This is a genomic window from Escherichia sp. E1V33, assembly GCF_004211955.1.
Lineage (GTDB): Bacteria > Pseudomonadota > Gammaproteobacteria > Enterobacterales > Enterobacteriaceae > Escherichia.
In genome coordinates this window covers 42,060-65,130 of the sequence record NZ_RHJI01000002.1, presented here as the reverse complement: position 1 = coordinate 65,130, position 23,071 = coordinate 42,060, and the positions used below count along the sequence as shown (strand labels likewise).

The following is a 23,071-nucleotide window of genomic DNA, read 5'->3' as shown; positions in this document are numbered from 1 at the left end:
TTGTGATTAACGACGACCTTCAGCAATAGCGGTAACGGCTTGTAATTCAGCGGCTTCCTGCTCTTGCTGTTCCTGGCGTTCGCGAACGTCGAGGATCTGGTTGTTGATCAGACCTTCTTCGATTTCGCGCAGCGCGATTACTGTGGTTTTATCGTTTTCTTCCGGTACCAGCGGATCCTTTCCGCCTACCTGCATCTGACGAGCGCGACGCGCGGCGACCAGTACCAGGTCAAAACGGTTACCAATTTTCTCTACAGCGTCCTGAACAGTTACGCGTGCCATACTTAAAAAGCTCCACAGGTGAAGAAATGACTGGGCATGATACTGAAAGAAGGTTCAGTCTGCCAACAATTTGCTGATTAAAGCGTCATGACGTTGCTTTTGGCGACTCATGCGCAAGCGTTCGGCGCGAATGATAGTCTTTAGATCACCCAGAGCGGTGTCGAAATCATCATTCACTATTAAATAATCATATTCGGCGTAATGGCTCATTTCTGCAACTGCTTGCGCCATTCGCTTTGCAATGACCTCTTCGCTGTCCTGACCTCGACCCCGTAAACGGCGGTCTAACTCAATTTTGGACGGCGGTAAAATAAAGATACTCCGCGCATGTGGCATCTTCTGGCGAATTTGCTGCGCGCCCTGCCAGTCAATATCCAGAAAAACATCCACGCCGCTCGCCAGTACTTGCTCAATGGCCTCGCGTGAAGTGCCATAGTAATTACCGAACACTTCCGCGTGCTCAAGGAATGCATCTCTGCTAATCATCTCTTTAAATTCATCATGATTAACAAAGAAGTAGTGTTCGCCATGTACTTCACCTGGGCGCGGTGCGCGCGTGGTGTGTGAAACAGAAACCTGAGTGTCGTACAACGGTTGGGTTTTTAATAAAGCCTGAATCAGGCTGGATTTACCCGCGCCACTGGGGGCAGAAACAATATAAAGCGTGCCTTGAGCCATGAGTATCTTTCGTATGTGATTAAGCGAAATAAAGCCTACATACGGGCTTATTATACACGGCGCAGCCATGTGACGTAGCCCTTGCTCACACTTTTTGCGCAAAGTTGTTGCGTTTTGCGTACCTGTTTCCGCAATTCCCGGTCATTTACTGCAACAAGGACGATTCTCTGGAAGCGTCCTCGCAGACTCCGTTTTTGCCACTCGGCTTTGCCTTCACCACGTTGTATATCTGCCCGCCTGACTACAGCGGAGGTGACGATGAAAGTATGGATTGCAGTGGTAATGAGTATTTTGTGCTGGCAATCATCAGTGAAGGCGGTCTGCCCGGCCTGGTCGCCAGCCAGAGCGCATGAAGAAATCTCCCGCCTGCAACAGCAAGTAAAACAGTGGGACGATGATTACTGGAAAAAAGGGAAAAGTGACGTGGAAGACGGGGTTTACGATCAGTTAAGCGCCCGCCTTGCACAGTGGCAACGCTGTTTTGGGAACGAGACCCGCGATGTGATGATGCCGCCTTTAAACGGTGCGGTTATGCATCCGGTTGCCCATACGGGTGTACGCAAAATGGCGGATAAAAACGCATTAAGTCTGTGGATGCGCGAACGTAGCGATCTTTGGGTGCAGCCAAAAGTTGATGGCGTTGCGGTAACCCTGGTTTATCGGGACGGGAAACTGAACAAAGCAATCAGTCGTGGCAATGGCCTGAAAGGCGAGGACTGGACGCAGAAAGTTAGTTTAATTCCCGCTGTGCCGCAAACCGTTAGCGGGCCTTTAGCCAATAGTACGCTTCAGGGGGAAATATTTCTCAAACGCGAGGGGCATATCCAACAACAAATGGGGGGAATAAATGCCCGCTCAAAAGTTGCTGGTCTACTGATGCGCCAGGACGATAGCGACACGCTGAATTCACTGGGCGTTTTTGTCTGGGCATGGCCGGATGGACCGCAGTTAATGACCGATCGTTTAAAAGAGCTGGCTACCGCAGGTTTTACTCTAACGCCGACGTATACCCGTGCGGTTAAAAATGCTGATGAGGTTGCGCGCGTACGCAATGAGTGGTGGAAAGCGAAATTACCCTTCGTCACCGATGGCGTGGTTGTGCGTGCGGCGAAAGAACCCGAATCCCGTCATTGGCTACCGGGTCAGGCGGAGTGGCTGATAGCGTGGAAATATCAGCCTGTAGCCCAGGTTACTGAAGTGAACGCGATACAGTTTGCTGTCGGTAAGAGCGGAAAAATCTCGGTGGTGGCGTCACTCGCGCCTGTCTTGCTGGATGATAAAAAAGTCCAGCGGGTGAACATTGGTTCCGTCAGACGATGGCAGGAGTGGGATATTGCACCTGGCGATCAAATCCTCGTGAGCCTTGCCGGTCAGGGTATTCCACGCATTGATGAAGTGGTCTGGCGCGGTGCTGAACGCACAAAACCGACGCCGCCAGAAAACCGTTTTAACGCGTTCACCTGCTACTTTGCTTCTGATGTTTGTCAGGAACAATTCATATCGCGATTAGTCTGGCTGGGATCAAAACAGGTTTTGGGGCTGGAGGGCATCGGTGAATCTGGCTGGCGCTCGCTACATCAGACGCATCGCTTTGAGCATATTTTTTCCTGGCTTTCATTAACGCCAGAGCAATTGCAGCACACACCGGGGATCGCGAAAAGTAAAAGTGAGCAGTTATGGCATCAGTTTAATCTGGCACGTAAGCAGCCTTTTACCCGCTGGGTGATGGCAATGGGAATACCGTTAACCCAAGCGGCGCTTAATGCTAACGACATCAGCACCTGGGAGCAACTTTTGCAGAGAAGCGAACAGTATTGGCAGCAACTACCGGGGACAGGACTGCGTCGCGCAAGTCAGGTTATGGAATGGAAGGATAATGCGCAAATCAAGATGCTGGGCAACTGGCTGGCTGCCCAGCAGCTCACAGGTTTTGTGCCTTAGTGGCCTTCGTGGCTGTAATAAAAGACCGGCAATCCCAGTTTAAGACGCAGCGCCAGCAAGCGAGCGAAAAAGCCGAATACCAGGGTGGAGATAATCACCACATCATGGTTGGAAACATAGTGTTGCAGCGCGATGTAAAGCACGGCGGAAGCAAAAGAAACCCCGGCGTACAACTCTTTCTGGAATACCAGTGGGATGCGTTTGCAGAACATATCGCGCAAAACGCCGCCAAACACGCCGGTCGTCACAGCTGCGACAACGGCAATGATCGGGCCGTGCCCCATATCCAGCGCGACTTGTGCGCCAATGATAGAAAAAACCACCAGTCCGAGTGCATCGAGCACCAAAAAGACTTTACGCAGGTAAGGCATCACGGGAGCAACGATGGTGGTGAACACGGCGGCGGTGGCGACGATAATCACATACTCCGGGTGTTTTACCCAGCCGAGCGGATAGTGGCCCAGCAGAATATCACGTACTGATCCTCCGCCAATTGCGGTGGCGGTAGCAATGATAATTACGCCAAATGTATCCATGCGCCGCCGTCCGGCCGCCAGCGCCCCTGTCATGGCTTCGGCAGTAATGCCAACCAAATACAAAATGTGTAACAGCATGGTTTTCTCCCTAAAAATCTGCCTGGCAGGGTAGCGATTTGTGCGCATTGTCACGATTGAGATTTTTTAAGGAGAGAGGTTATTGATAAGTTTTATTTATGTGAAATGATTATTTTCTATAGCGTAGATGCATTTTTCTGATGTTGTGTTAAGAAAAATGCATTAGAAAAAGTATGGGGATTTTGACGTCTTTTGGGTAGGTGTACGTAGAGCCGCTGAAATTAACAACGGCCTACAATACTATGTCGCTTACTCAATATTCTGAATCTGCTCGCGCATCTGTTCGATCAACACTTTCAGCTCGATGGCGGAGTTTGTCACTTCGGCATTGATAGATTTCGACGCAAGAGTGTTCGACTCGCGGTTAAATTCCTGCATCATAAAGTCCAGTCGACGGCCAACCGCTTCTTTTTTCTTCAGAATGTTGTACGTTTCTTTAACATGCGCTTCGAGGCGGTCCAGCTCTTCGGCAACGTCAATTCGTTGTGCCAGCAGAACCAACTCCTGCTCCAGACGGTTGTTTTCCAGTTGCACCTGGGCGTCTTCCAGCTTCGCAACCAGACGCTCACGCTGCCATTGCAGGATTTCCGGCATATGGGCGCGCACTTTGACCACTTCGGCGGTGACGCCTTCCAGACGCTGCTCAATCAACGCTTTCAGCGCCTGACCTTCGGTTTCGCGTGCGACGATAAAGTCGTCCAGCGTACCATCGAGAGCAGCGAGAATTTCAGCAGCAATGGCGTCGAGGTCTTGCTCCTGGGCTGCCATCACACCTGGCCAGCGCAGAATATCAACCGGGTTGATTTCCCCTTCGTCACTCTGCATTTTCACCCAGTTCGCGGCAGTTACCAGCTGTTTAGCCAGTTTTTCGTTGAGAATCAGTTCACCTTGCGCGCTAACATCTGGTTCATAGCGCAGGGTACATTCCACTTTACCGCGCGTCAGACGAGAGCGAATACGCTCACGAACGACAGGTTCAAGGCTACGGAACTGCTCCGGCAGACGAAAGTAAGTTTCCAGATAACGCTGGTTTACCGAGCGCATTTCCCAGGTTGCGCTCCCCCATTCACCCTTGATTTCACGCCGGGCGTAGGCGGTCATACTGCGGATCATAGACGTTCCTGTTTATAAAAGGAGAGGTGGAAGGATTATAGCCATCGATGCCTTGTCAGGATAGGAATAACCGCCGGAAGTCCGTATAATGCGCAGCCACATTTGTTTCAAGCCGGAGATTTCAATATGCGTCCAGCAGGCCGTAGCAATAATCAGGTGCGTCCCGTTACCCTGACTCGTAACTATACAAAACATGCAGAAGGCTCGGTGCTGGTCGAATTTGGCGATACCAAAGTGTTGTGTACCGCCTCTATTGAAGAAGGCGTGCCGCGCTTCCTGAAAGGTCAGGGCCAGGGCTGGATCACCGCAGAATACGGTATGCTGCCGCGTTCTACCCACACCCGTAACGCTCGTGAAGCGGCGAAAGGTAAGCAGGGTGGACGCACAATGGAAATCCAGCGTCTGATCGCCCGTGCTCTTCGCGCGGCAGTAGATTTGAAAGCGCTGGGTGAGTTTACCATTACGCTGGACTGCGACGTGCTTCAGGCCGATGGCGGCACCCGCACTGCTTCTATCACCGGTGCTTGTGTTGCACTAGCCGATGCGCTGAATAAACTGGTTGAAAATGGCAAGCTGAAAACCAATCCAATGAAAGGGATGGTGGCCGCGGTTTCTGTCGGTATTGTTAACGGCGAAGCGATTTGCGATCTGGAATATGTAGAAGACTCCGCTGCTGAAACGGATATGAACGTGGTGATGACCGAAGACGGGCGCATTATTGAAGTACAGGGGACGGCAGAAGGCGAGCCGTTCACCCATGAAGAGCTACTCACCTTGTTGGCGCTGGCCCGAGGGGGAATCGAGTCCATTGTAGCGACGCAGAAGGCGGCGCTGGCAAACTGATTTTTAAGGCGACTGATGAGTCGCCTTTTTTTTGTCTGTAGAAAAGTAAGATGAGGAGCGAAGGCATGAAACCATATCAGCGCCAGTTTATTGAATTTGCGCTTGGCAAACAGGTATTAAAGTTTGGCGAGTTTACGTTGAAGTCCGGGCGCAAAAGCCCTTATTTCTTCAACGCCGGGCTGTTTAATACTGGGCGTGACCTGGCACTGTTAGGGCGTTTTTACGCTGAAGCGTTAGTGGATTCTGGCATTGAGTTCGATCTCCTGTTTGGCCCAGCTTACAAAGGGATTCCGATTGCGACCACTACCGCCGTGGCGCTGGCGGAGCATCATGACCTTGACTTGCCGTACTGCTTTAACCGCAAAGAAGCAAAAGATCACGGTGAAGGCGGCAATCTGGTCGGTAGCGCGTTACAAGGGCGTGTGATGCTAGTGGATGATGTGATCACCGCTGGGACGGCGATACGCGAGTCGATGGAAATTATTCAGGCCAATGGCGCGACGCTTGCTGGCGTGCTGATTTCGCTCGATCGTCAGGAACGGGGGCGCGGCGAGATTTCGGCGATTCAGGAAGTTGAGCGTGATTACAACTGCAAAGTGATCTCTATCATCACCCTGAAAGACTTGATTGCTTACCTGGAAGAGAAGCCGGAAATGGCGGAACATCTGGCGGCGGTTAAGGCCTATCGCGAAGAGTTCGGGGTTTGATAAAAAACGCCGGATGGTAAATCATCCGGCGTCTTCTTACTGCAACTGCGCGGCAATTAGCGGCCAGCGGGCGTCAAAATCATCCGTCGGGCGGTATTTAAATTCGCTGCGGACAAAGCGTGACAACATCCCTTCACAAAATGCCAGCAACTGGCTTGCCAGCAGCGTTTCATCGGTGGTGTAACCTTCACCCTCACGCATTCTCTTTTCACGCAATACCTGACGCAGCTGCGCTTCAATACGCTCGAACAGTTGGTTGATGCGCCCTTGCAGGCGGTCTTGTTCAAACATCAGCGCATGCCCGGTAAGGATGCGGGTCAGGCCAGGATTACGCTCACCAAAACCGAGGAGCAACAACACGATTAGACGCAGGCGCGCTGTGGTGTCCTTCTCATCTTTCAGAATCAGATTGATGCGAGTAATCAGGCTATCTTCGATAAACTCAATCAGGCTATCGAACATGCGGGTCTTACTGGGGAAGTGGCGATACAGAGCCGCTTCGGAAACGCCGACAGAGGCGGCCAGTTTCGCTGTCGTGATACGTTGGCTTCCATCGCTGGATTCCAGCATCAGCGCCAGAGACTGAAGTATTTCTTCGCGACGGTTCCTTTTCGCAGTTTGTTTTTCTGCCATGTTACAAAATACCCCTGAAAATAAGCACTTGCCAGGCGGCACCCACGCTATGACCGCAAACGAAATGTTTGCGGCAATGTTATGACGTTATTCGGATGCGTATATGTTACTGACGACCAGAGTGACCAAAGCCGCCTTCACCGCGGTCGGTGGCGTCAAAATCTTCCACCAGATTAAATTCGGCCTGTACCACCGGAACAAAAATCATCTGCGCGATACGTTCGCCAGGTTGAATGGTGAAGCTGTCCTGACCACGGTTCCACACGGAGATCATCAACTGACCCTGATAGTCAGAATCGATCAATCCCACCAGGTTGCCGAGCACGATGCCGTGCTTATGGCCCAACCCGGAGCGTGGTAGCATCATCGCCGCCAGTGAAGGGTCGGCAATATGAATCGCCAACCCGGTCGGTACCAGGGTGGTGTCGCCCGGCGCCAATTCTACGGCGTCGTCGAGACAGGCGCGCAGGTCAAGTCCGGCAGAACCAGAAGTGGCATAAGTCGGGAGCGGAAATTCCTTCCCAACGCGCGGGTCCAGAATCTTAACGTCGATTTTTTTCATCATAACGGGTCACGATCTCGTCGAGTAATAATTGGCCAAGGAGCTCTTTACGCTCAAGCGGTAAGACTTTATCTCCGTCTTGCCAGAAAAGGTGTAATGCATTGCTGTCGCTGTTAAATCCTTGAGTTGGCCGGGAAACATCGTTCGCGCAGATCAAATCAAGGTTTTTACGAATACGTTTTTGCCGGGCGTATTCTTCCACATTATTTGTTTCGGCCGCAAATCCAACAACATAAGGCCTTTGGTCTTTTAGTGCGGCAACTCCGGCGACGATATCGGGGTTTTTGACCATTTTTATTGTTAATTCATCCCCCTGAGTCGCCTGCTTTTTGATTTTTTCACTGGCGACAGCGGCTGCGCGATAATCGGCCACGGCGGCGCAACCGATAAAAATATTTTGCTGCTGTACAGAGGCCTTCACGGCAGCTTCCATCTCCAGTGCGGTCATCACATCAACACGTTTAACAAACGGCGGTGTCGGCAGCGAAACCGGTCCGGAAACCAGCGTAACGTTCGCTCCGCGACGGGCAGCGGCAGCGGCGATAGCAAAGCCCATCTTGCCGGAGCTGTGATTGGAGATGTAACGCACCGGATCGAGCGGTTCGCGTGTCGGGCCGGCGGTAATCATAATGTTCAGATGTTTCAGGTCGTTGACGGGCGAAAAATGTGCGACTGCCATATCAACAATGGTTAATGGATCGAGCATTCGCCCTGGGCCAATATCACCACAGGCCTGACTGCCGCTATCTGGCCCCCAGATCAGCAAACCACGTGAGGCAAGCACCTCTAAATTATGTTGGGTCGCCGCAGCACGATACATCTGCTGGTTCATGGCTGGCAGTACGGCAACAGGCGCAGGCGTAGCCAGGCAAATCGTTGACACCAGATCATTCGCCATCCCGGCAGCTACGCGGGCAATCAAATCAGCGGTGGCTGGGGCGAGAATCACTAAATCAGCCCATTTACCCAGCTCAATATGACCCATCGCCGCCTCGGCTGCTGGATCCAGCAGACTATCGGAAACGGGGTAACCAGAAACCGCCTGCAAGCTAAGTGGGGTGATAAAGGCTTTTGCCGCTTCGGTCATGGCTACGCGGACGTCTGCTCCGCGATCGCGCAAACGACGCACCAGCTCAGGGGTTTTATAGGCAGCAATACCGCCGCTGATGCCGAGAACGATTTTTTTACCGGCCAGGCTCATGATGATTTTTCCTGTAGGGGGACACCAGAAGTTGGCGATTTTATCACAATACTTTTGTTGTCGTGCTTTCACCTGAGAATCACTTTGCGAGGCGCTTTCCAGGATTGAAAACTGGCCATCGATTTAACCAAACGACTATGACAGGATGCGCCCTCCACAAAGGAGGTGAAGGTGAAAAACAATGTAGAATTGTTGATGCCACGTGAAAAAATGCTGAAGTTGGGCATTGGCGCGTTAACGGATGTTGAACTGCTGGCGCTATTTCTGCGAACGGGTACGCGCGGTAAGGATGTCTTAACCCTGGCGAAAGAGATGCTGGAGAATTTTGGGTCGCTTTACGGCTTGTTATCCTCTGAATATGAACAATTTAGTGGCGTTCATGGAATTGGTGTGGCGAAATTCGCCCAGTTAAAGGGGATTGCTGAACTGGCGCGACGTTACTACAACGTACGGATGCGCGAAGAAAGCCCGTTGCTCAGCCCGGAGATGACGAGGGAGTTTTTACAAAGCCAACTTACGGGAGAGGAACGAGAGATCTTTATGGTGATCTTTCTCGATTCCCAACACCGGGTCCTTACCCACAGCCGACTCTTTTCCGGCACGTTAAATCATGTGGAAGTCCATCCACGAGAAATAATTCGTGAAGCGATAAAAATAAACGCTTCGGCACTGATCCTTGCCCATAATCACCCTTCTGGTTGTGCTGAACCCAGTAAAGCGGATAAACTCATTACCGAACGGATAATAAAAAGTTGTCAGTTCATGGAATTACGCGTGCTCGACCATATCGTGATTGGGCGTGGAGAATATGTTTCTTTTGCCGAACGCGGCTGGATTTAATCCGCTATGCGCGATCCTTCGGGATCTTTGTCTGTTCGGGACTTGAGCACATCGCCGAGTCAGCGTATACTACGCCACCTTTGAGAATCTCGGGTTTGGCATTTGGGCCTGGCAATCGAGAGTTCACATAGAACTGCGATGACCGGGCTGTAAAGCCTGACGAGGCGCCAATACCCCATACGAAGCTCGAGCTAATTTGATTTTTGGAGAATAGACATGTCCCGAGTCTGCCAAGTTACTGGCAAGCGTCCGGTGACCGGTAACAACCGTTCCCACGCACTGAACGCGACTAAACGCCGTTTCCTGCCTAACCTGCACTCTCACCGTTTCTGGGTTGAGAGCGAGAAGCGTTTTGTCACCCTGCGCGTATCTGCTAAAGGTATGCGTGTAATCGATAAAAAAGGCATCGATACAGTTCTGGCTGAACTGCGTGCCCGTGGCGAAAAGTACTAAGTACTTAGAGGAAATAAATCATGGCTAAAGGTATTCGTGAGAAAATCAAGCTGGTTTCTTCTGCTGGTACTGGTCACTTCTATACCACTACGAAGAACAAACGTACTAAGCCGGAAAAACTGGAACTGAAAAAATTCGATCCAGTTGTTCGCCAGCACGTGATCTACAAAGAAGCGAAAATCAAATAATTTTCGCTTTGATGTAACGAAAAACCTCGCTACGGCGGGGTTTTTTGTTATCTGCCTGCCCCCATATTGACTGCATCTGTTCATTCCTGGAGATGCTATGCCTGAATTACCCGAAGTTGAAACCAGCCGTCGCGGCATAGAACCGCATCTCGTTGGTGCAACCATTCTTCATGCGGTGGTGCGCAACGGACGCTTGCGCTGGCCGGTTTCAGAAGAAATCTACCGTTTAAGCGATCAACCAGTGCTTAGTGTACAGCGCCGCGCTAAATATCTGCTGCTGGAGCTGCCTGAGGGCTGGATTATCATTCATCTGGGGATGTCTGGCAGTCTGCGCATACTTACGGAAGACCTTCCCCCTGAAAAGCATGACCATGTTGATTTGGTGATGAGCAATGGCAAAGTGCTGCGCTACACCGACCCGCGCCGCTTTGGCGCCTGGTTGTGGGCCAAAGAGCTGGAAGGCCACAATGTGCTGGCACATCTTGGGCCGGAGCCACTTAGCGATGATTTCAATGGCGAATACTTGCATCAGAAGTGCGCGAAGAAAAAGACGGCGATTAAGCCCTGGCTGATGGATAACAAGCTGGTAGTAGGAGTGGGGAATATCTACGCCAGTGAATCACTGTTTGCAGCGGGGATCCATCCGGATCGGCTGGCGTCATCACTGTCGCTGGCAGAGTGCGAATTGTTAGCTCGGGTAATTAAAGCGGTGTTGCTGCGTTCGATTGAGCAGGGTGGTACAACGCTGAAAGATTTTCTGCAAAGCGACGGTAAACCTGGCTATTTCGCTCAGGAATTGCAGGTTTATGGGCGAAAAGGCGAGCCGTGTCGGGTGTGTGGTACGCCGATTGTGGCGTCTAAGCATGCGCAACGGGCGACGTTTTATTGCAGGCACTGCCAGAAATAATTGATGCGAGCCGGATGGTAAGCCATCCGGCATAAAAGCTACGCTAATTTTGCCATCAATGCCTGATGGACATTCTCCGGCAGGAAATGGGTGACATCGCCCTGATGGCGCGCCACTTCTTTAACCAGCGATGAAGAGATAAACGACCACTCTTTCGAAGGCATCAGAAAGACGCTTTCCAGTTCCGGCATTAAGTGGCGATTCATATGCGCCAGTTGCATTTCATATTCAAAATCCGCTACCGCACGCAGGCCACGAATCAGCACAGTGGCGTGTTGATTGCGGGCGAAGTTCGCCATCAAATCGCTAAATCCGACCACTTCAACGTTTCCCAGATGCGCAGTTGCCTGTTGTGCCAGCGCCACACGCTCTTCCAGAGTAAACATCGGTTTTTTACTGGGGCTGGCGGCAATCGCCAGAATAACGTGATCGAACATCTGCGTGGCGCGCGTCACGATATCGATATGACCATTGGTAATGGGATCGAAAGTACCCGGATAAATCGCCCGTTTTTGCATAACAACCTCAATGCGTTTTCGGTGGCAGGTAAGGTTCCAGCAGTTGAAGCAGACGCTGCAGCGCGCCCTGGTTTTGATACAGCACTTCAACGGCATGACGGCCATAGAAACTACGGTAATCAGCGTCAGTGAGTAAAGAGGAAACCTCTTTTGCCAGCGACGCGGCATCAGTGATGGTTATCAGCCCGCTTGCCTGCTCCAGCCGCGCGCAAATGTCTTTAAAGTTAAAGGTATGCGGCCCCATCAACACCGGGATAGCGTGTGCAGCGGCCTCCAGCGGATTATGCCCACCGCGTTCAACCAGTGAACCGCCAACAAACGCGAGATCGGCAATACCGTACAACAACATCAGTTCGCCCATCGTATCGCCAACCACCACCTGTGTACTGGCGGAAGGAACCTCTCCGGAAGAGCGTGTGATATAGCTTAGTCCAGCCTGACGGACAAGGTTAATCGCGTCCGGGAAGCGTTCAGGGTGACGAGGAACAAGAATGAGCAATAAATTCGGGAACTGTTGCAACAGTGCCTGATGGGCGGCAATCACTACGCTCTCTTCGCCATCATGAGTACTGGTGGCAATCCATACCGGACGATGCGGTGCCCACTGACGGCGCAGTGTTACTGCTTTAGCGGCCAACTGTGGCGTCACTGAAATATCGAATTTCAGGCTGCCGGTGACGGTTACCTGATTGTTTTTTGCACCCAGCGTCACAAAGCGCGCAGCATCTTCTTCATTTTGCGCAGCAATCAGCGTAATACGACGGAGCAAGCGACGAACAAATTTACCCAGTTTGGCGTAACCTGCGGCAGAGCGCGCAGAAAGACGCGCATTGGCAATAACCAGCGGAATTTTGCGCTTATGTAGTGCCGCGATCAGGTTAGGCCACAGCTCAGTTTCCATAATCAACACCAGCTTCGGGTCGACCTTATTAAGGAAACGGTTGAGTGCATCGGGCAGATCGTAAGGCAGATAGACGTGCTGAACATCTTTTCCAAAAGCCGATTGTACGCGCTCCGAACCAGTCGGCGTCATAGTCGTGACAGTGATTGGTAAATCAGGGTAGCGATGACGCAGCGCACGCACTAACGGGATTGCCGCCAGAGTTTCACCGACGGAGACGGAGTGCAGCATAATGCCGCCTGGTGTTAGCGGATGGCGGTAAAAACCGTAACGTTCACCCCAGCGTTTTCGATAGGCCGGAGCCTTACGTCCGCGCACCCAGAGCCGTATCCAGATTAGCGGCTGAATAAGGTAGAGAAGGGCGGTGTAAAGCAATTCGAGCATAATAAATAGCTGACTTATGGATGTGCTGGGGATTCTATGTATTTAGCGGTGGCTTTACCATTACTTTTCCCGTTTTTGACTTAAATAGCTTCAGTTTGGTCTGATCTGCCGCTACATCTTCATTTTTTTTGTATTTTTATGCGATTCATTGAAATCGGCCCCATTTTCAACTCTACATAGGCCGTACCGACCTTATCGGCATGATATTTTTTATCTATTTGATTTTTATAATTAAAACATATTTTGTGTATAAAAATCATTCGGGTCGGATTGCTGCGAAAGAAATGATACACTAGCACGTCAAAGTAAGTGCGTTATCAGTATTCAGGTAGCTGTTGAGCCTGGGGCGGTAGCGTGCTTTTTTTCTGCTTAACTTAACCAGACAATCATACAAAAGAGTCGCTAGTGGAAAAGCCATTTCGAAAAATCCTGGTCATAAAGATGCGATATCATGGAGATATGTTATTAACTACTCCTGTCATCAGTACGCTCAAGCAGAATTATCCTGATGCAAAAATCGATATGCTGCTTTATCAGGATACCATCCCTATTTTGTCTGAAAACCCGGAAATTAATGCGCTCTACGGGATAAGCAATAAAGGTGCGGGAACATTCGATAAAATTAAAAATGTGCTTTCGTTGATAAAAACTCTGCGCGCGAATAATTATGACCTGGTCATTAATCTTACGGATCAGTGGATGGTGGCGCTGCTGGTACGTTGTTTACCCGCACGGATGAAAATATCGCAACTTTATGGTCATCGGCAGCATGGCATTTGGAAAAAAAGCTTCACTCACTTAGCGCCAATACACGGTACACATATTGTTGAGCGGAATTTATCGGTCCTTGAGCCATTAGGTATTACCGATTTCTACACTGACACAACAATGAGTTACGCCGAAGATTGCTGGAAGAAGATGCGCCAGGAATTAGATGCCCTGGGCGTAAAAGATCATTATGTTGTCATCCAACCGACAGCGCGTCAGATATTTAAGTGTTGGGATAATGATAAATTTTCTAAGGTTATTGATGCGCTGCAACAGCGAGGGTATCAGGTTGTGCTGACCTGTGGGCCTTCGGCAGACGATCTCGCTTGTGTAGATGAAATTGCACAAGGTTGCAAAACGAAACCCATTACTGGCCTTGCAGGTAAAACACGTTTTCCTGAACTGGGTGCGTTAATTGATCATGCAGTGCTTTTTATTGGCGTAGATTCTGCGCCGGGACATATTGCAGCGGCAGTGAAAACGCCAGTCATTAGTCTATTTGGTGCAACGGATCACGTATTCTGGCGTCCCTGGACCGACAATATTATTCAATTCTGGGCGGGGAATTATCAGAAAATGCCGACCCGGCATGAACTTGACCGCAACAAAAAATATCTTTCTGTTATCCCAGCGGAGGATGTGATCGCCGCTACGGAAAAGCTGTTGCCAGAAGATGCCCCTTCAGCTGACAGGAATGCACAATTATGATCGTGGCGTTTTGTTTATATAAATATTTTCCATTTGGTGGGCTTCAACGTGACTTTATGCGCATTGCATCAACAGTTGCCGCACGGGGCCACCATGTTCGGGTTTATACGCAGTCGTGGGAAGGTGATTGCCCGAAAGCATTTGAGCTTATTCAGGTGCCAGTTAAGTCCCATACCAACCATGGACGCAATGCAGAATATTATGCCTGGGTACAAAATCATCTCAAAGAGCATCCCGCAGATCGCGTTGTTGGGTTTAATAAGATGCCTGGCCTGGATGTTTATTTTGCCGCTGATGTTTGTTACGCCGAGAAAGTTGCGCAAGAAAAAGGTTTTTTATATCGTTTAACATCACGATATCGCCATTATGCCGCATTTGAGCGAGCGACTTTCGAGCAGGGTAAATCGACGAAACTTATGATGCTGACCGATAAGCAAATCGCCGATTTCCAGAAGCATTATCAAACTGAACCTGAACGTTTTCAAATTCTTCCTCCCGGTATTTATCCGGACAGAAAATACAGTGAGCAAATCCCAAACAGCCGTGAAATTTATCGCCAGAAAAATGGCATAAAAGAGCAACAAAACTTATTACTGCAGGTTGGATCAGATTTTGGCCGTAAAGGTGTAGATCGCTCAATTGAAGCTTTGGCATCGTTACCGGAATCATTACGTCACAATACGCTTTTATTTGTTGTTGGTCAGGATAAGCCGCGAAAATTTGAAGCGCTGGCAGAAAAACTCGGCGTGCGGAGCAATGTGCATTTCTTCTGCGGTCGCAATGATGTGTCAGAATTAATGGCAGCCGCTGATTTATTACTGCATCCCGCTTATCAGGAAGCCGCGGGTATCGTTCTTCTAGAAGCGATCACTGCTGGGTTACCTGTTTTAACAACAGCGGTATGTGGGTACGCGCATTATATTGCGGATGCCAATTGTGGAACGGTCATCGCTGAACCTTTCTCCCAGGAACAATTAAATGAAGTTTTACGTAAAGCGTTAACTCAGTCGCCATTGCGAATGGCCTGGGCGGAGAATGCTCGCCATTATGCCGATACTCAGGATTTGTATAGCTTGCCAGAGAAAGCCGCGGATATCATTACAGGTGGTTTAGATGGTTGAATTAAAAGAGCCGCTTGCCACACTTTGGCGTGGTAAAGATGCTTTTGCAGAGGTCAAAAAACTGAACGGCGAGGTCTTTCGTGAACTGGAGACTCGTCGTACATTACGCTTTGAACTGTCCGGGAAAAGCTATTTTCTTAAATGGCACAAGGGGACGACATTAAAAGAGATTATAAAAAATCTACTCTCATTGCGGATGCCCGTTTTGGGCGCAGACAGAGAGTGGCACGCTATTCATCTCCTGAGTGATGTTGGCGTTGATACAATGAAGGGCATTGGGTTTGGCGAAAAAGGGTTAAATCCATTAACTCGCACATCATTTATTATTACCGAAGATCTCACTCCCACGATTAGCCTTGAAGATTATTGTGCCGATTGGGCAGTCAACCCGCCTGATATACGTGCTAAGCGCATGCTGATCGCACGTGTAGCAGGCATGGTGCGTAAAATGCATGCAGCAGGGATAAATCACCGCGACTGTTACATTTGCCACTTTTTGCTTCATTTGCCATTTACTGGCCGGGAAGATGAATTAAAAATTTCAGTTATCGATCTGCATCGGGCACAGATACGTGCAAAAGTACCGCGCCGCTGGCGCGATAAAGACCTGATTGGTTTATATTTCTCATCAATGAATATTGGCCTGACGCAAAGAGATATCTGGCGATTTATGAAGGTTTATTTTGGGATGCCTTTACGCAAAATATTGTCTCTTGAACAGAATTTATTGAACATGGCAAGCGTTAAGGCCGAGCGTATTAAAGAGCGAACACAACGCAAAGGATTATAAAAATATTTATCAGTATGTACTGGAACTAACTTTATTATGACTATTTATTTTATAAATTGGGTTGCAGATTATGAATTAAAAATGATCCAGTACCTGAAAAAAAAGTACAAGATAAAAAACATAACAACACCAAAAAAATATAACTGGATTAATAAAAAAATATCAAAAATAGGGATGGATAATGCATGGCTGGGGCGATTATTCATCAAGCATTACCTCAATGATATTAAAAAAGATGACATAATTATCATTAATGACAGTGTTGTTAATAAAGGTATCAATAAACAAATATTAAAAAATATTAACTGTCATAAAGTTTTGCTTCTAAGAAATACTGTTGGCGAAGATTTTATTCTTGATAACGCGAATTATTTCGATATTATATATGATTTTGAGCATAGATTTATAGGGAATGAAAAGATCAAGGCAATAGAACAATTTTTTCCTATAGGAATGGATGACATTAGAAATTATAGTTTATCTGACAAAAATAACAGCCAGCCAATATGTTTTTTCCTTGGTCGTGATAAAGGGCGTCTTCAAATAATTAATGAGTTAGCCGAGAGATTAACAACACTAGGATGTAAGCTAGATTTTAATGTTGTCAAAGATAAGACATCATCTACGACTTCAAAGTATTTGATTGAAAAACAAATATCTTATGAAGAGAATATTAGAAGAACATTAAATGCTAATATAATTGTTGATATAACCAAAGAAAACCAATCTGGCTGGACTCTTCGTATACTTGAGGCACTATTTTTCAATAAAAAATTAATTACTAATAATATAAATGTACTTGGTTCAGAAATCTATAGTGAATCTCGCTTTTTTATAATAGGTCATGATGATTGGGATAAGTTAGAGTATTTTATTAACTCATCTGTTAAACCAATGGATTATGATAGTTTATATAAATTCAGTCCAGATAAAATGATGTCAACGATTGTTTCTGATTTTATAGACAAATAAAACCGTTAAAACAGTGAGTTTTACTCAATTAATGAGAGTTTCTATGAAAATAGCGTTTATCGGCGAAGCTGTTTCTGGATTTGGCGGCATGGAAACTGTCATCCGTGATGTTATTACTACCTTCAGGCAACAACATATCCAAAGTGAAATGTTTTTCTTTTGTCGTAATGACAAAATGGATAAGGGATGGCTGGAAGGTATTAAATACTCATGTTCATTTTCCAATATTCGTTTAGGTTTTTTGCGTCGGGCGAAACATATTCATGCTCTAAGTAAATGGCTTCAGGAGTACCAACCAGATATCGTTATTTGTATTGATGTGATCTCCTGCCTGTTTGCCGCAAAAGCACGTAAAAAATCAGGAATTGATATGCCAGTATTTTCATGGCCACATTTTTCTTTAGATCACAAAAAACATGCTGAATATATCACCTGTGCCGACTATCATTTAGCAATCAGCTCTGGCATTAAACAGCAAATGATTAATCGAGGTGTAGCAGAATCGACGATAAATGTTATTTTTAATCCCGTCGAAACTAAAGACTCAGTCATTCCCGCGCCCGAGGAAGGTGAAACGGCAACGTTTATTTATGTTGGACGTATGAAATTTGAAGGCCAGAAGAGAGTTAAAGACCTGCTTGATGGCTTATCACAAGCGAAAGGTAACTGGAAACTCCATGTATTGGGTGATGGCTCCGATTTCGAAAAATGCCAGGCTTATGGTAGAGAATTAAATATTGATGATCGAATTGTCTGGTATGGTTGGCAACAATATCCCTGGGAATTGGTCCAGCAAGATATTGAAAAAGTGAGTGCGTTATTGCTCACGTCATCTTTTGAAGGTTTCCCAATGACCCTACTTGAAGCCTTGTCGTGGGGGATTCCTTGTATCAGTGCCGATTGTGTCTCCGGGCCTGCTGACATTATTCAACCTGATGTCAATGGCCATCTGTATCAACCGGGAGATATTGCTGGTTTTGTAACTCTTCTAAATAAATATATAGCAGGTGAAATTCATATCGAACATGAAAAAATTCCTGCGTCGATCGATGAATTTTACCAATCGAAGTATTACGATAGATTACATAAGGTAATTATTTCTGCTATTTCCCGGAGGAAATAATGCAGCAGGTGTTTTTCCAGGAAACTGAGTTTCTTAATTCAGTTATTGATTATGATCATAAAGTAGAAACAGAAAATCTTTGTCTGGACATCGCTTATGGAACCGACAAAAACTTTCTATTTGGTTGCGGAATTTCGATTGCTTCAATATTAAAATATAATGAAGGAAGTCGATTGTGTTTCCATATTTTTACTGATTATTTTGGTGATGATGATCGTAAGTATTTTGATGCCCTGGCGTTGCAGTATAAAACCAGAATTAAAATATATCTGATTAATGGTGATCGACTGCGCTCATTGCCTAGCACTAAGAATTGGACTCATGCAATATATTTTCGTTTTGTTATTGCAGATTACTTTATTAATAAGGCGCCTAAAGTCCTTTATCTGGATGCAGATATCATTTGTCAGGGGACTATTGAGCCACTAATTAATTTCTCATTTCCTGACGATAAAGTCGCAATGGTTGTTACAGAAGGGCAAGCTGACTGGTGGGAAAAACGCGCCCATTCGTTAGGTGTTGCGGGAATTGCTAAAGGTTACTTTAACTCCGGTTTTTTATTGATTAATACTGCCCAATGGGCGGCTCAGCAGGTTTCTGCACGAGCTATTGCAATGCTAAATGAGCCAGAAATAATCAAAAAAATAACACATCCTGATCAGGATGTGTTAAATATGTTGCTGGCGGATAAACTTATTTTCGCTGATATTAAATATAACACCCAGTTCAGCTTAAATTATCAACTCAAAGAAAGCTTTATAAACCCAGTAACCAACGATACTATTTTTATCCATTATATCGGGCCAACCAAGCCCTGGCATGATTGGGCCTGGGATTATCCTGTATCACAAGCCTTTATGGAGGCAAAAAATGCTTCGCCATGGAAGAATACGGCGTTGCTGAAACCGAACAATAGCAATCAATTAAGATATAGCGCAAAACATATGCTTAAAAAGCATAGATATCTAAAAGGATTTAGCAACTATCTTTTTTATTTTATTGAAAAGATAAAGCATTAAAACTGGGAAACTATAAAGTAATGATATAAGGGTAGCATTGTGGACTCATTTCCTGCCATAGAGATAGATAAAGTTAAAGCCTGGGATTTTCGGCTAGCTAATATAAATACTTCTGAATGTTTAAATGTTGCCTATGGTGTCGATGCTAATTATCTTGATGGTGTAGGTGTTTCCATCACATCAATTGTCCTAAATAATCGACATATTAATCTTGATTTTTATATTATTGCTGATGTTTATAATGATGGTTTTTTTCAAAAAATTGCAAAGCTTGCAGAGCAAAACCAATTAAGAATCACGTTATATAGAATTAACACTGATAAGCTCCAGTGCTTGCCTTGTACACAGGTCTGGTCAAGAGCAATGTACTTCCGTTTATTTGCATTTCAATTATTGGGTTTAACGCTTGATCGTTTGCTTTATCTTGATGCAGATGTTGTTTGTAAAGGCGATATTAGCCAACTATTACATCTGGGTTTAAATGGAGCGGTTGCTGCTGTTGTTAAAGATGTTGAGCCAATGCAAGAAAAGGCGGTATCCAGGTTGTCTGATCCTGAATTACTTGGGCAGTACTTTAATTCCGGTGTCGTTTATTTAGACTTAAAAAAATGGGCTGACGCAAAACTAACAGAAAAAGCGTTGTCTATTCTTATGAGTAAAGATAATGTTTATAAATACCCTGATCAGGATGTTATGAATGTCTTACTGAAAGGGATGACAATATTTTTGCCTCGTGAGTACAATACAATTTATACAATTAAAAGTGAATTAAAAGACAAAACACATCAAAACTATAAAAAGCTGATTACAGAAAGTACTCTTCTTATTCATTATACAGGTGCAACTAAACCGTGGCACAAATGGGCAATTTATCCATCGGTAAAATACTATAAAATAGCTTTAGACAATTCCCCCTGGAAAGATGACTCTCCACGAGATGCGAAATCAATTATTGAATTTAAAAAAAGATATAAACATCTTTTAGTGCAACATCATTATATCTCAGGAATTATAGCAGGAGTCTGTTATCTTTGCCGAAAATATTACCGTAAATAACATTTAACTGGTTTATTATGATTCAGAAGAGCAAGATCAAAGACTTGGTTGTTTTTACCGATGAAAACAATTCAAAGTACCTCAATGTATTAAATGACTTCTTGTCTTATAATATAAATATCATCAAGGTTTTTCGTTCTATTGATGATACAAAAGTTATGCTTATTGATACCGATTACGGTAAATTGATTCTTAAGGTTTTTTCTCCGAAAGTTAAGCGTAACGAACGTTTCTTTAAGTCTCTGTTAAAAGGTGATTATTACGAACGCCTTTTTGAGCAAACCCAAAAAGTACGAAATGAAGGGTTAAATACACTCAATGACTTTTATTTATTGGCTGAACGGAAAACCTTACGTTTTGTCCATACTTATATCATGATCATCGAGTATATTGATGGCATAGAGTTGTGTGATATGCCCGATATTGATGATGCGCTAAAAAATAAAATTCAGCAATCAATTAATGCCTTACATCAACATGGCATGGTTTCTGGCGACCCCCATCGTGGTAACTTCATTATAAAAAATGGTGAGGTTCGAATTATCGATCTCTCCGGAAAGCGTGCTTCAGCGCAGCGTAAAGCGAAAGATCGTATTGACTTAGAGCGTCATTACGGTATTAAAAATGAGATTAGAGATCTAGGCTATTATCTTTTAGTATATCGTAAAAAAATGCGCAATTTTATGCGGCGTTTGAAAGGGAAACCAGCGCGCTAAAAAAAATCCCACAATTACATGTCTTCACCAGGACAGTTTTAAGCGGAGTTATTTATTTCACAGGTTTATCATGAAGAATATTAGATACATTGACAAAAAAGATGTTGAAAACCTGATTGAAAATAAAACATCTGATGATGTTATTATTTTTCTTTCGGGCCCTACATCGCAAAAAACACCTTTGTCAGTATTACGAACAAAGGATATTATTGCTGTCAATGGTTCTGCGCAATATCTGTTAAGTAATAATATCGTTCCTTTTATATATGTACTTACAGATGTCCGATTTTTACATCAGCGTCGTGATGATTTTTATAAATTTAGCCAGAGAAGTCGTTATACCATAGTAAACGTTGACGTTTATGAACACGCTTCCAAAGAAGATAAACTTTATATCCTCCAGAACTGCCTCGTGTTACGGTCCTTTTACCGTCGGGAAAAAGGTGGTTTTATAAAGAAGATTAAATTTAATATTTTGAGACAGATTCACAAAGAACTGCTGATCTCTGTACCGTTGTCTAAAAAAGGTCGTCTGGTTGGATTTTGCAAGGACATTAGTCTTGGTTATTGCTCATGCCATACTATTGCCTTTGCTGCAATTCAAATCGCATATTCACTTAAGTATGCGCGGATTATTTGTTCTGGTCTTGATTTAACGGGTAGCTGTTCTCGTTTCTATGATGAGAATAAGAATCCCATGCCCTCGGAATTAAGTAGGGATTTATTCAAAATATTGCCATTTTTTCGTTTTATGCATGATAATGTAAAAGATATTAATATTTATAATTTATCAGATGATACAGCTATTTCTTACGATGTAATTCCATTTATTAAACTTCAAGACATCAGTGCAGAAGAATCAAAAGATATGACAAGAAAAAAAATGCAATATAGAACTTCAACCGATTCTTATGCTAATTAATCATCCTGAAACTAAAATAATATGGTATAAAAATGCGCTTAGGAACTTTTCACAAAAAGAAAAGATTTTATATAAACAAAATCAAGATTAATTTCCTTTCTTTTTTATTTCGTAAGAAAATAAATAATCAAATTACAGATCCAGCACAAGTTAAATCATGCCTTATTATTCATGATAATAATAAACTTGGTGATCTAATTGTATTAAGTTCGATTTATCGTGAACTTTATAGTAAAGGGGTTAAAATAACTCTTCTCACAAATAGAAAGGGTGGGGAATTTCTCTCTAATAATAAAAATATATTTGAGTTCTGCATTAAAGAATTAACTAGCTTTCATAAAATACTTACTCTATGTAAGCATCTGCGGGATTTGCAATTCGATATTGTATTAGACCCCTTTGAAACTATGCCTTCCTTTAAGCATAGTTTAATATTATCAAGCTTAAAAGATTCTTACATTCTGGGTTTTGATCAATGGTATAAGCGTTACTATTCATTTTACCATCCCCACGATGAATGTTTAAAAGAACATATGAGTACACGAGCAACAGAAATACTGAAGCATATTTATGGTGAGGGTGAATTTTCCACCGACTACGACTTGCATTTACCAGTAGATGTTGAAGATAAAATAAAAGAATTTATTGGAGATACAAGAATAGTCATTATTAACCCATTAGGTGCAAAAAAAATATGCCGTCTTACGTTTGAGCAAATAAAAGTTATATATCAAGAAGTGAAAACACACTTTGAAAATTATCGGGTGATATTTACCGGTTTACCGCAAGATTTATTGACAATACCAATACCTGAAATCGAAACACTACCATTTGATGAGTTTATTTATACCGTTGCGTTGACCAGGTATAGTGATTTTGTCATTTCTGTTGATACGGCTCTTGTTCATATCGCTGCGGCTTATCATAAACCAACGCTTGCATTTTATCCTAATTCCCGTACTCCAGAATACCCCTCACATTTAATTTGGTCCCCGAATAATCATCAATCTATACAAATAGTATCCCCAACATTTACGGTAAAAGATATAGCTCCAGGAACTTTAACTGATTCAGTAAAGAGATTAAGTTGTATAGATAAGAAGTGAGTTTT

At 45.2% G+C, this 23,071-nt stretch carries 27 protein-coding genes; 18 read left to right on the top strand and 9 right to left on the bottom strand.

The window, feature by feature from the left end; translation table 11 throughout:
- Positions 1-6: 6 nt before the first annotated feature.
- On the bottom strand, positions 7-282 hold the full coding sequence (gene rpoZ, locus D9742_RS01275) for a DNA-directed RNA polymerase subunit omega (RefSeq protein WP_000135058.1): 276 nt from the start codon (positions 280-282) through the stop codon (positions 7-9).
- A 54-nt stretch (positions 283-336) separates the two neighbouring features.
- A complete protein-coding gene (gene gmk / locus D9742_RS01270) occupies positions 337-960 on the bottom strand; it encodes a guanylate kinase (RefSeq protein WP_010344504.1) in 624 nt (207 codons plus the stop codon).
- 107 nt (positions 961-1,067) lie between these two features.
- Between gmk and D9742_RS23095 the strand changes: the two genes are divergently transcribed.
- Both D9742_RS23095 and ligB read left to right on the top strand, forming a co-directional pair.
- On the top strand, positions 1,068-1,313 hold the full coding sequence (locus D9742_RS23095) for a hypothetical protein (protein WP_131131016.1): 246 nt from the start codon (positions 1,068-1,070) through the stop codon (positions 1,311-1,313).
- Entirely contained in the window at positions 1,219-2,901 is a 1,683-nt protein-coding gene (gene ligB / locus D9742_RS01265) for an NAD-dependent DNA ligase LigB (protein ID WP_130235735.1), read from the top strand. Before D9742_RS23095 ends, ligB begins: the two co-directional genes overlap by 95 nt.
- On the opposite strand, the gene D9742_RS01260 is transcribed toward ligB, so the two are convergent.
- On the bottom strand, positions 2,898-3,515 hold the full coding sequence (locus D9742_RS01260; protein WP_064526048.1) for a trimeric intracellular cation channel family protein: 618 nt from the start codon (positions 3,513-3,515) through the stop codon (positions 2,898-2,900). The genes ligB and D9742_RS01260 overlap by 4 nt on opposite strands.
- A 249-nt stretch (positions 3,516-3,764) precedes the next feature.
- A complete protein-coding gene (locus D9742_RS01255) occupies positions 3,765-4,628 on the bottom strand; it encodes a YicC/YloC family endoribonuclease (RefSeq protein ID WP_000621336.1) in 864 nt (287 codons plus the stop codon).
- A 126-nt stretch (positions 4,629-4,754) separates the two neighbouring features.
- On the opposite strand from D9742_RS01255, the gene rph reads away from it, so the two are divergent.
- Both rph and pyrE read left to right on the top strand, forming a co-directional pair.
- On the top strand, positions 4,755-5,471 hold the full coding sequence (rph, locus tag D9742_RS01250; protein WP_001247086.1) for a ribonuclease PH: 717 nt from the start codon (positions 4,755-4,757) through the stop codon (positions 5,469-5,471).
- 65 nt (positions 5,472-5,536) lie between these two features.
- Positions 5,537-6,178: an orotate phosphoribosyltransferase gene (gene pyrE, locus D9742_RS01245; RefSeq protein WP_000806154.1), complete on the top strand. Its 642-nt coding sequence runs from the start codon at positions 5,537-5,539 to the stop codon at positions 6,176-6,178.
- A gap of 36 nt (positions 6,179-6,214) precedes the next feature.
- Here the strand turns inward: pyrE and slmA are convergent, their stop codons facing one another.
- The 3 genes from slmA to coaBC all read right to left on the bottom strand — a co-directional run bounded on the left by slmA (position 6,215) and on the right by coaBC (position 8,574).
- The gene (gene slmA / locus D9742_RS01240; protein WP_000818603.1) at positions 6,215-6,811 is read right to left on the bottom strand and encodes a nucleoid occlusion factor SlmA; all 597 of its coding nucleotides are present in this window, start codon (positions 6,809-6,811) and stop codon (positions 6,215-6,217) included.
- 106 nt (positions 6,812-6,917) lie between these two features.
- Positions 6,918-7,376: a dUTP diphosphatase gene (gene dut, locus D9742_RS01235; protein WP_000976070.1), complete on the bottom strand. Its 459-nt coding sequence runs from the start codon at positions 7,374-7,376 to the stop codon at positions 6,918-6,920.
- Positions 7,354-8,574 (bottom strand): bifunctional phosphopantothenoylcysteine decarboxylase/phosphopantothenate--cysteine ligase CoaBC, encoded by a 1,221-nt coding sequence (gene coaBC, locus D9742_RS01230; protein WP_130235734.1) that lies wholly within the window; start codon positions 8,572-8,574, stop codon positions 7,354-7,356. Before coaBC ends, dut begins: the two co-directional genes overlap by 23 nt.
- A gap of 171 nt (positions 8,575-8,745) precedes the next feature.
- Here coaBC and radC point away from each other — a divergent pair, with 171 nt between their 5' ends.
- The 4 genes from radC to mutM all read left to right on the top strand — a co-directional run bounded on the left by radC (position 8,746) and on the right by mutM (position 10,962).
- Positions 8,746-9,414 carry a DNA repair protein RadC gene (gene radC / locus D9742_RS01225; RefSeq protein WP_130235733.1) on the top strand — a complete coding sequence of 223 codons (669 nt, stop codon included), beginning with the start codon at positions 8,746-8,748 and terminating at the stop codon, positions 9,412-9,414.
- Between the two features lie 216 nt (positions 9,415-9,630).
- Positions 9,631-9,867, top strand: a complete 237-nt coding sequence (rpmB, locus tag D9742_RS01220; protein ID WP_000091955.1) for a 50S ribosomal protein L28 — start codon at positions 9,631-9,633, stop codon at positions 9,865-9,867.
- Positions 9,868-9,887: 20 nt separating this feature from the next.
- Positions 9,888-10,055, top strand: coding sequence for a 50S ribosomal protein L33 (rpmG, locus tag D9742_RS01215; RefSeq protein WP_001051798.1), 168 nt, complete (start codon positions 9,888-9,890; stop codon positions 10,053-10,055).
- 97 nt (positions 10,056-10,152) lie between these two features.
- On the top strand, positions 10,153-10,962 hold the full coding sequence (mutM, locus tag D9742_RS01210) for a bifunctional DNA-formamidopyrimidine glycosylase/DNA-(apurinic or apyrimidinic site) lyase (RefSeq protein ID WP_130235732.1): 810 nt from the start codon (positions 10,153-10,155) through the stop codon (positions 10,960-10,962).
- A 38-nt stretch (positions 10,963-11,000) separates the two neighbouring features.
- On the opposite strand, the gene coaD is transcribed toward mutM, so the two are convergent.
- Both coaD and waaA read right to left on the bottom strand, forming a co-directional pair.
- Positions 11,001-11,480, bottom strand: a complete 480-nt coding sequence (gene coaD, locus D9742_RS01205; RefSeq protein ID WP_001171866.1) for a pantetheine-phosphate adenylyltransferase — start codon at positions 11,478-11,480, stop codon at positions 11,001-11,003.
- 7 nt (positions 11,481-11,487) lie between these two features.
- Entirely contained in the window at positions 11,488-12,765 is a 1,278-nt protein-coding gene (waaA, locus tag D9742_RS01200; RefSeq protein WP_097714620.1) for a lipid IV(A) 3-deoxy-D-manno-octulosonic acid transferase, read from the bottom strand.
- Positions 12,766-13,170: 405 nt separating this feature from the next.
- Here waaA and rfaQ point away from each other — a divergent pair, with 405 nt between their 5' ends.
- The 10 genes from rfaQ to D9742_RS01150 all read left to right on the top strand — a co-directional run bounded on the left by rfaQ (position 13,171) and on the right by D9742_RS01150 (position 23,066).
- Positions 13,171-14,241: a lipopolysaccharide core heptosyltransferase RfaQ gene (rfaQ, locus tag D9742_RS01195; RefSeq protein WP_130235731.1), complete on the top strand. Its 1,071-nt coding sequence runs from the start codon at positions 13,171-13,173 to the stop codon at positions 14,239-14,241.
- Entirely contained in the window at positions 14,238-15,362 is a 1,125-nt protein-coding gene (gene rfaG / locus D9742_RS01190; protein ID WP_130235730.1) for a lipopolysaccharide glucosyltransferase I, read from the top strand. The genes rfaQ and rfaG overlap by 4 nt, the downstream gene beginning before the upstream one ends.
- On the top strand, positions 15,355-16,152 hold the full coding sequence (rfaP, locus tag D9742_RS01185) for a lipopolysaccharide core heptose(I) kinase RfaP (RefSeq protein ID WP_130235729.1): 798 nt from the start codon (positions 15,355-15,357) through the stop codon (positions 16,150-16,152). Before rfaG ends, rfaP begins: the two co-directional genes overlap by 8 nt.
- A 36-nt stretch (positions 16,153-16,188) precedes the next feature.
- Positions 16,189-17,124: an LPS core biosynthesis protein RfaS gene (rfaS, locus tag D9742_RS01180; protein WP_130235728.1), complete on the top strand. Its 936-nt coding sequence runs from the start codon at positions 16,189-16,191 to the stop codon at positions 17,122-17,124.
- Between the two features lie 43 nt (positions 17,125-17,167).
- Complete coding sequence (gene waaB / locus D9742_RS01175) at positions 17,168-18,247, top strand: lipopolysaccharide 1,6-galactosyltransferase (protein ID WP_000683964.1); 1,080 nt, start codon at positions 17,168-17,170, stop codon at positions 18,245-18,247.
- The gene (waaO, locus tag D9742_RS01170; protein WP_001188013.1) at positions 18,247-19,266 is read left to right on the top strand and encodes a lipopolysaccharide 3-alpha-galactosyltransferase; all 1,020 of its coding nucleotides are present in this window, start codon (positions 18,247-18,249) and stop codon (positions 19,264-19,266) included. The genes waaB and waaO overlap by 1 nt, the downstream gene beginning before the upstream one ends.
- A gap of 39 nt (positions 19,267-19,305) precedes the next feature.
- Positions 19,306-20,322, top strand: coding sequence for a lipopolysaccharide 1,2-glucosyltransferase RfaJ (gene rfaJ, locus D9742_RS01165; RefSeq protein WP_130235727.1), 1,017 nt, complete (start codon positions 19,306-19,308; stop codon positions 20,320-20,322).
- Between the two features lie 17 nt (positions 20,323-20,339).
- Positions 20,340-21,038, top strand: coding sequence for a lipopolysaccharide core heptose(II) kinase RfaY (gene rfaY, locus D9742_RS01160; RefSeq protein WP_000615254.1), 699 nt, complete (start codon positions 20,340-20,342; stop codon positions 21,036-21,038).
- Positions 21,039-21,108: 70 nt separating this feature from the next.
- Positions 21,109-21,960 carry a 3-deoxy-D-manno-oct-2-ulosonate III transferase WaaZ gene (waaZ, locus tag D9742_RS01155; RefSeq protein ID WP_000790283.1) on the top strand — a complete coding sequence of 284 codons (852 nt, stop codon included), beginning with the start codon at positions 21,109-21,111 and terminating at the stop codon, positions 21,958-21,960.
- A gap of 32 nt (positions 21,961-21,992) precedes the next feature.
- Entirely contained in the window at positions 21,993-23,066 is a 1,074-nt protein-coding gene (locus D9742_RS01150; RefSeq protein ID WP_130235726.1) for a glycosyltransferase family 9 protein, read from the top strand.
- Positions 23,067-23,071 lie beyond the last annotated feature (5 nt).

What these genes read in the sequence shown, in the direction of transcription:
- rpoZ (WP_000135058.1), bottom strand. Translation starts at nt 282, where the DNA reads ATGGCACGCGTAACTGTTCAGGACGCTGTAGAGAAAATTGGTAACCGT.
- gmk (WP_010344504.1), bottom strand. Translation starts at nt 960, where the DNA reads ATGGCTCAAGGCACGCTTTATATTGTTTCTGCCCCCAGTGGCGCGGGT.
- ligB (WP_130235735.1), top strand. Translation starts at nt 1,219, where the DNA reads ATGAAAGTATGGATTGCAGTGGTAATGAGTATTTTGTGCTGGCAATCA.
- D9742_RS01260 (WP_064526048.1), bottom strand. Translation starts at nt 3,515, where the DNA reads ATGCTGTTACACATTTTGTATTTGGTTGGCATTACTGCCGAAGCCATG.
- D9742_RS01255 (WP_000621336.1), bottom strand. Translation starts at nt 4,628, where the DNA reads ATGATCCGCAGTATGACCGCCTACGCCCGGCGTGAAATCAAGGGTGAA.
- rph (WP_001247086.1), top strand. Translation starts at nt 4,755, where the DNA reads ATGCGTCCAGCAGGCCGTAGCAATAATCAGGTGCGTCCCGTTACCCTG.
- pyrE (WP_000806154.1), top strand. Translation starts at nt 5,537, where the DNA reads ATGAAACCATATCAGCGCCAGTTTATTGAATTTGCGCTTGGCAAACAG.
- slmA (WP_000818603.1), bottom strand. Translation starts at nt 6,811, where the DNA reads ATGGCAGAAAAACAAACTGCGAAAAGGAACCGTCGCGAAGAAATACTT.
- dut (WP_000976070.1), bottom strand. Translation starts at nt 7,376, where the DNA reads ATGATGAAAAAAATCGACGTTAAGATTCTGGACCCGCGCGTTGGGAAG.
- coaBC (WP_130235734.1), bottom strand. Translation starts at nt 8,574, where the DNA reads ATGAGCCTGGCCGGTAAAAAAATCGTTCTCGGCATCAGCGGCGGTATT.
- rpmB (WP_000091955.1), top strand. Translation starts at nt 9,631, where the DNA reads ATGTCCCGAGTCTGCCAAGTTACTGGCAAGCGTCCGGTGACCGGTAAC.
- rpmG (WP_001051798.1), top strand. Translation starts at nt 9,888, where the DNA reads ATGGCTAAAGGTATTCGTGAGAAAATCAAGCTGGTTTCTTCTGCTGGT.
- mutM (WP_130235732.1), top strand. Translation starts at nt 10,153, where the DNA reads ATGCCTGAATTACCCGAAGTTGAAACCAGCCGTCGCGGCATAGAACCG.
- coaD (WP_001171866.1), bottom strand. Translation starts at nt 11,480, where the DNA reads ATGCAAAAACGGGCGATTTATCCGGGTACTTTCGATCCCATTACCAAT.
- waaA (WP_097714620.1), bottom strand. Translation starts at nt 12,765, where the DNA reads ATGCTCGAATTGCTTTACACCGCCCTTCTCTACCTTATTCAGCCGCTA.
- rfaG (WP_130235730.1), top strand. Translation starts at nt 14,238, where the DNA reads ATGATCGTGGCGTTTTGTTTATATAAATATTTTCCATTTGGTGGGCTT.
- rfaP (WP_130235729.1), top strand. Translation starts at nt 15,355, where the DNA reads ATGGTTGAATTAAAAGAGCCGCTTGCCACACTTTGGCGTGGTAAAGAT.
- rfaS (WP_130235728.1), top strand. Translation starts at nt 16,189, where the DNA reads ATGACTATTTATTTTATAAATTGGGTTGCAGATTATGAATTAAAAATG.
- waaB (WP_000683964.1), top strand. Translation starts at nt 17,168, where the DNA reads ATGAAAATAGCGTTTATCGGCGAAGCTGTTTCTGGATTTGGCGGCATG.
- waaO (WP_001188013.1), top strand. Translation starts at nt 18,247, where the DNA reads ATGCAGCAGGTGTTTTTCCAGGAAACTGAGTTTCTTAATTCAGTTATT.
- rfaY (WP_000615254.1), top strand. Translation starts at nt 20,340, where the DNA reads ATGATTCAGAAGAGCAAGATCAAAGACTTGGTTGTTTTTACCGATGAA.
- waaZ (WP_000790283.1), top strand. Translation starts at nt 21,109, where the DNA reads ATGAAGAATATTAGATACATTGACAAAAAAGATGTTGAAAACCTGATT.
- D9742_RS01150 (WP_130235726.1), top strand. Translation starts at nt 21,993, where the DNA reads ATGCGCTTAGGAACTTTTCACAAAAAGAAAAGATTTTATATAAACAAA.